The 5406-nt window shown below is 45.3% G+C and carries 6 protein-coding genes and 3 pseudogenes; 3 read left to right on the top strand and 6 right to left on the bottom strand.

From position 1 onward, the window contains the following. Positions 1-158 precede the first annotated feature (158 nt). Positions 159-611, top strand: a complete 453-nt coding sequence (locus PSI15_RS16970; protein WP_273584556.1) for a hypothetical protein — start codon at positions 159-161, stop codon at positions 609-611. 176 nt (positions 612-787) lie between these two features. Here the strand turns inward: PSI15_RS16970 and PSI15_RS16965 are convergent, their stop codons facing one another. The 3 genes and pseudogenes from PSI15_RS16965 to PSI15_RS16955 form a co-directional block, all read right to left on the bottom strand. After that, positions 788-1138: a SymE family type I addiction module toxin gene (locus tag PSI15_RS16965; protein WP_273584555.1), complete on the bottom strand. Its 351-nt coding sequence runs from the start codon at positions 1136-1138 to the stop codon at positions 788-790. 198 nt (positions 1139-1336) lie between these two features. After that, positions 1337-1486: pseudogene (locus PSI15_RS16960) on the bottom strand (SymE family type I addiction module toxin); the annotation flags it as partial. Between the two features lie 18 nt (positions 1487-1504). Further along, a pseudogene (locus tag PSI15_RS16955) lies at positions 1505-1690 on the bottom strand (IS110 family transposase); the annotation flags it as partial. A gap of 307 nt (positions 1691-1997) precedes the next feature. Here PSI15_RS16955 and mobA point away from each other — a divergent pair. Together mobA and mobB are read left to right on the top strand one after the other, a co-directional pair. Continuing rightward, on the top strand, positions 1998-2600 hold the full coding sequence (mobA, locus tag PSI15_RS16950; protein ID WP_273584554.1) for a molybdenum cofactor guanylyltransferase MobA: 603 nt from the start codon (positions 1998-2000) through the stop codon (positions 2598-2600). Continuing rightward, positions 2597-3121, top strand: a complete 525-nt coding sequence (mobB, locus tag PSI15_RS16945) for a molybdopterin-guanine dinucleotide biosynthesis protein MobB (protein ID WP_273584553.1) — start codon at positions 2597-2599, stop codon at positions 3119-3121. The genes mobA and mobB overlap by 4 nt, the downstream gene beginning before the upstream one ends. A gap of 78 nt (positions 3122-3199) precedes the next feature. Here mobB and lsrG read toward each other — a convergent pair whose 3' ends face one another. From lsrG to lsrB, 3 genes and pseudogenes are all read right to left on the bottom strand, one after another. After that, entirely contained in the window at positions 3200-3499 is a 300-nt protein-coding gene (lsrG, locus tag PSI15_RS16940; protein WP_273584552.1) for a (4S)-4-hydroxy-5-phosphonooxypentane-2,3-dione isomerase, read from the bottom strand. 1 nt (position 3500) lies between these two features. Then, positions 3501-4385, bottom strand: a complete 885-nt coding sequence (gene lsrF / locus PSI15_RS16935) for a 3-hydroxy-5-phosphonooxypentane-2,4-dione thiolase (RefSeq protein WP_273584551.1) — start codon at positions 4383-4385, stop codon at positions 3501-3503. Positions 4386-4452: 67 nt separating this feature from the next. Further along, positions 4453-5379: pseudogene (gene lsrB, locus PSI15_RS16930) on the bottom strand (autoinducer 2 ABC transporter substrate-binding protein LsrB); the annotation flags it as partial. Between the last annotated feature and the right edge of the window lie 27 nt (positions 5380-5406).

Raw genomic sequence — 5406 nt, 5'->3', positions numbered from 1 at the left:
GATCTTCCGGTACTATTGTTCCTCCCGTACCATATCAGCGTGAACTGGAACCGCCCAATAGCGGCATCACCCTAATTATTAGGATGGTTCAATAAAGGCCAAGATTATGTAGTTGGTTTTAAAAATGGATGAATAGGCCAATTTTATCCAGGTAAACTATGATAAGCATAAACACATACATAAAAATCAAAGATGAATATATTGATATTTTTCAATATGATGGAGGAGTGAAAAGTTCTGATTACATCGATGGTACCTTAGAGTTAACCATAAATGGTATTAGCCTTATTGATAAGTCAATGTATGATTATATTGATGATCTTTGGTGTTATCTGGCAGAAGGATTATCGGTATTATATGATAATCAAGAGTTTAAGTGTTATTTTCCAGATCAACCGATAGAGGTTAAATTTACGCCATCAAAAGGAAATAGAGTGCTTGTTAGTGTAAACTGCCATTCAGAAGTTAAGACTTCTATTGAAAAGGAAGAATTTTTAATTGCTATGAGTGGGCATGCAAAAAGATTCTTTGAACGGATGGAAGACTTAAATCCTAGCTCAATAGGGGCGTATAGAACGGCTATGCAATATTTAGAAAAAATTACTTTTTGATTTGCATATAAAACAAAATAGCTGGCAGATCCTGTGATCTTCCAGCTTTTTATCATCACATTTTGTCTTGTAATCCCCAACCAGCTTCCGCATCCGCAGCTTAATCTTACTGGGAATAGCGTTGAAAATAACCGGAAACCCACATCGGTATTCCGGTTTATTTTCGTTTTTGGGATTCAGGCTAATAATACCGGCAGTTCAGCACGCAATACGATCAAGCCATAAGCTGTCTCCAGCGTCACAGGATGATCCAATAAGCCGCTTTCTGTCAGCCAGTCACCCGCCAGATAAAGCTCACCATTTTCGCGTACCCAATCGATTCCTTGATAAGGGTGGTTTTCGGTATGGTGGAACAGCGTGGCGAGATCCGGCTCGGTTTCTGGCTCAATCAGTGACAGCATCAAACCATTAGCAAATTGCGCGATATGGAACAGTGCATCGGCCGAAAAACCAATCTGATTGAGCGTGTTGCCACTGAGCACACATTCCGGCAGTTCAGCAAGGTGAGATGAAAAATGAAGCTCCATAAATACACTCCTTGTGACGATGGGGTTGTTTTACTGACATAAATGCGAACCGCTTGCCAAAATGAAAAAATGGCAGTGCAGGGACAAGGAAACGGTTCATGTTGTCTGGGGTGATTTTCTGTTTTTTAATTATAAAACAGCATATTAACGGGTTTTTCCCAGTGGTGTTTTCTTCAATTCACCGGGAAATTGCCGCAATCAATCGACGATGGCAATCTCATCCCACTCGCCCTGGTTCATGCTTTTGAGGCAGTGCCAAAGGGTATGTAAGTTTTGGGCGGTGATGATTAAACAACCCGGCATCACCCTGATTTTTAACGGATCATTGACAGAAAATCCGGCTTCACTGAGCCAGTTGTCACTTCAGTAGCTCATCTCTTGGAGCGTTATTCCCCAATAATGAGCACTTTGGCAAGCTTCCATCGCAATGAGTATATTGGATGGAAACACTCTGGGCGTATCCAGCAATTTTTGCCGTGAGACCTTTTTGTTTCAGGCAACAGAGTTATTAGTTAACCAAACACAGATTTGAAAAACGTTTTTGGCAATGATCTGTTATCTCAACAAAATATTGAGAAAAGGCGTCGATATTCATGAGGGGCATCCGAAAAAAGGAGTATCAGATCTTATCTGTTCCTGTCGGTCAGATCTGAATTTTGTTAACAAAATTTTCACGCTCTTATCCTATTATATATACTCTATAAATTTCAAATTGCAGCACAACAGCACGTTCACAAATTTCCAATATGAATAACGGTATCATTGGGAAAAGTGAATACATCCAATAACACAGTAAATTGAAAGATAAAGGGTATATCAAACATTAAATATTTTATTGCCCAATATCAGGTGATTTAACATGACGCATCCAAAAATCAGTGGCGCAATTCTGGCAGGGGGATTATCCACCCGCATGGGGGGAAATGACAAAGGATTGGTGCAATTCGATAATGTGCCGCTATATCAACGCATTGCGACAAGGTTGCAACCGCAGGTTCATGAACTGTTGATTAATGCCAATCGCAACCTGGGGATTTATCGGCAAAGCGGTTATCCCATCATACCGGATATCATTGCTGATTTTTCTGGCCCATTGGCAGGTATGTTGGCGGTTTTAAAAAGCGCTATCCATGAGTGGGTGGTAATTGTCCCTTGTGATGTTCCCGATTTCCCAGAGAACCTTGTCGCAACATTGTGGCACTACAAACAAAACGCTTGGGCGGCTTATGCACATGACTGCAAACGCGCACATCCGACTTTGGCATTAATGCACCGCAGTCTCATCCCCCGTCTGGAAAGCTATCTCGCTTTGGGAGACAGAAAATTGATGTTCTTTATGCAGATGATTAAGGCAAAGGCGGTTTATTTCCCCCATCCCCACGCTTTCACCAACTTAAATACCCCTGAAGAATGTCTTTACTGGCAACACCATCATTGGGAACGCTTTCAGGAGTCTGCATGAACCACGGCATCAACGATACAACACCGCCCATTCTGGGGATCACCGCTTACAGTGGAACCGGAAAAACGACACTATTAAAGCAAGTCATTCCACTATTGCGTCGGCAACATATTCGCGTTGGGCTGATTAAGCATACTCATCATAATATGGATGTCGATAAGCCGGGCAAGGACAGCTATGAGCTACGCAAGGCGGGGGCAGCACAAACGTTAGTCGCCAGCCGGCAACGCTGGGCTTTGATGACTGAAACGCCAGAGTTAGCAGAACTGGATCTTGACTATCTCGCCAGTCGGTTTGATGCAAATTCACTGGATCTGATTTTGGTTGAAGGGTTCAAACAAGAACCCATCCCGAAAATCGCACTTTATCGCAACGGCCTGAATCATACTGTTGATGAAATCCTTGATCCTTATGTGATAGCCATTGCCAGCGATATGATAATGGCAACACGGCTTCCGCAGCTCGATATCAATCGGCCGGAACACGTGGCAACATTTATCGCCAAATGGTTACACCAATAACGGTGGTTAAGCTAATAAAAATCACCCTCTGTCATCATTATTTCCTTAGATAAACAGAGGGTTAAATCCGCCCTTGCCTTACTTCCCTTCCGGCATCAAACCCATAAATGTGGTCTTTTTCCGTGGCTCTGTCATCAACGCTTCCAGTTTTTCGACACAGCGCAAGTAATGGGGAGTTTTCTTATGTGCCGCAACAGCCTCTTCATCAGCATAAGCTTCATAGATATAGAAGCGGGTTGGGATATTTTTATCACGCAAGACATCAAACCGTAAGTTGCCCGGCTCTTTAACCGAGCCGAGGTGATTATCGCGAAATACGTCGATAAATTCGTCTATCTTGTCGGCTTTAACATTAATTTCCACTAATGTGACGTGCATATTATTCCCCCTGCGCTTTTTCACTCAGGAAGATCTCATAAGCCTGGGCGGGTTTCTCATTGTGATGCACCACGGCCTGCACCGCTTTCAGCATCGCAACCGGGGCTTCCGACTGGAAAATATTACGTCCCATATCCACACCCGACGCTCCCTGATCAATCGCCTGATAGCACATCTCCAGCGCATCCAGCTCCGGCAATTTCTTACCACCTGCAATCACGATCGGCACCGGACAACCCGCCGCAATCCGCTCAAAACCGCTATCGACATAATAGGTTTTGATGATATTTGCCCCCATCTCAGCCGCAATGCGCGTCGCCAGCGAAAAATAACGTTGGTCGCGGGCCATCTCTTTACCGACGCCCGTCACTGCCATCGTTGGCATACCATAACGCGTCCCCTGATCCACCAGCTTGATGATATTCTTAATGGATTGGTGTTCGTGTTCTGTACCGATATAAACCTGTGCTGCCACTGCACAAACGTTAAGGCGCAGAGCATCTTCCATCGCCACCGCAACCGTTTCGTTGGAGAGTTCAGTCAGAATGGAATTGGCGCCAGATGCGCGCAAAACCACCGGCTTATTGGTTGCCGGCGGCACCTGACTGCGCAGGATACCGCGGGTACACATCAGTACGTCGGTATGTTCAAACAGCGGGGCGATATTGATGTCGATACGCTCCAAGCCCGTCGTTGGCCCCTGAAAATAACCGTGGTCAAATGCCAGCATCACCGTTTTATGGGTGGCGGGGTTAAAAATCCGTGCCAGGCGGGACTGCACCCCCCAATCCAGCGCACCACAGCCTTTCAGCTCAAACAACGTATTCTTTTGCGGTGTATTAATGCCAAAATCTTTACCGTCTTTGATATCATCTAAATCTGCCATTTCTCCCTCCAGAAAGGTGTCAGAGTCAGGGACTGCATTCAGCCCCATGAATCAGAAATTGTCTTGATTAGAAATCGTACTGGTTGATATTGTCTTTGGTGAAAATGACCCGCTCCGGCATCACCACAATGCCGTTGCCTTTCGCTTCATAACGGTATCCCTGCACACTGTTGGGTGAAATTTCAACGCTGCCAACATCAGGAATACTCAATTTATCGCCCACATTCAGATCGCCTTTTTGCAATATCTGATTGGCAACATGAATGGCTATCTTGCCCTGCTTGACCACATCCCACAGCGCAAACTGTTTGACCGTCCCATTTTCAACATAAGGGCGCATGACATTCGGGGTACTGAACCCAACAATCGCTACATCCTGCCGTTTCAGGTTTTCTGCTGCCTGAGCCGCCGCAGGTAAGGCGTTGGCATCTGGCGCAATAATCGCATCCAAATCCTCCCACGCTTTCAAAATACCTTCCGCAGTTTGCAAGGATTTAGTGGCATCATTATAACCAAACCGGGTGGTGACAATTTCCCAATTGGGATGTTCCTCTGCAATCTTAGCCTTAGCCTCTTTTACCCATTGGTTCTGATCCGTCACTGTCGGGCTGGAATAGAAAAATGCCACTTTCGCTTTTTCTTTTTTCACCTGATTAGCCGCCATATCCACCAGAATTCCGCCCAATTGCTTTGGCGTTCCTTGATCGATATAGATGGAGCGGCATTCTGGCGCAGTATCGGAATCCCACGTCAATACCTTAACACCCCGTTTCATCGCTCGTTTCAACGCAGGACATAAACCATCGGGTAACACGGCTGAAACGACAATCGCATCATAGCCTTGATTCACAAAGTTATTGATAAGCTGAACCTGTCCCGCAACACTTGGCTCTGTCGGACCATCGTAAGTGACGTCAATCCCCAACTCCTTGCCGGCTTCCACCGCACCTTGACCGCCGCTGGTAAAGAACCCAACACCGACCAATTTAGGAATAAGATACATTGATTATCTCCCCGCACC

It is taken from the genome of Xenorhabdus sp. PR6a, from assembly GCF_028599065.1.
Classification (GTDB): Bacteria; Pseudomonadota; Gammaproteobacteria; order Enterobacterales; family Enterobacteriaceae; genus Xenorhabdus; species Xenorhabdus doucetiae.
The sequence above is the reverse complement of the archived record's forward strand: the minus strand, read 5'-3'. Positions and strand labels throughout refer to the sequence as shown.

What these genes read in the sequence shown, in the direction of transcription:
- PSI15_RS16970 (WP_273584556.1), top strand. Translation starts at nt 159, where the DNA reads ATGATAAGCATAAACACATACATAAAAATCAAAGATGAATATATTGAT.
- lsrF (WP_273584551.1), bottom strand. Translation starts at nt 4,385, where the DNA reads ATGGCAGATTTAGATGATATCAAAGACGGTAAAGATTTTGGCATTAAT.
- PSI15_RS16965 (WP_273584555.1), bottom strand. Translation starts at nt 1,138, where the DNA reads ATGGAGCTTCATTTTTCATCTCACCTTGCTGAACTGCCGGAATGTGTG.
- mobB (WP_273584553.1), top strand. Translation starts at nt 2,597, where the DNA reads ATGAACCACGGCATCAACGATACAACACCGCCCATTCTGGGGATCACC.
- mobA (WP_273584554.1), top strand. Translation starts at nt 1,998, where the DNA reads ATGACGCATCCAAAAATCAGTGGCGCAATTCTGGCAGGGGGATTATCC.
- lsrG (WP_273584552.1), bottom strand. Translation starts at nt 3,499, where the DNA reads ATGCACGTCACATTAGTGGAAATTAATGTTAAAGCCGACAAGATAGAC.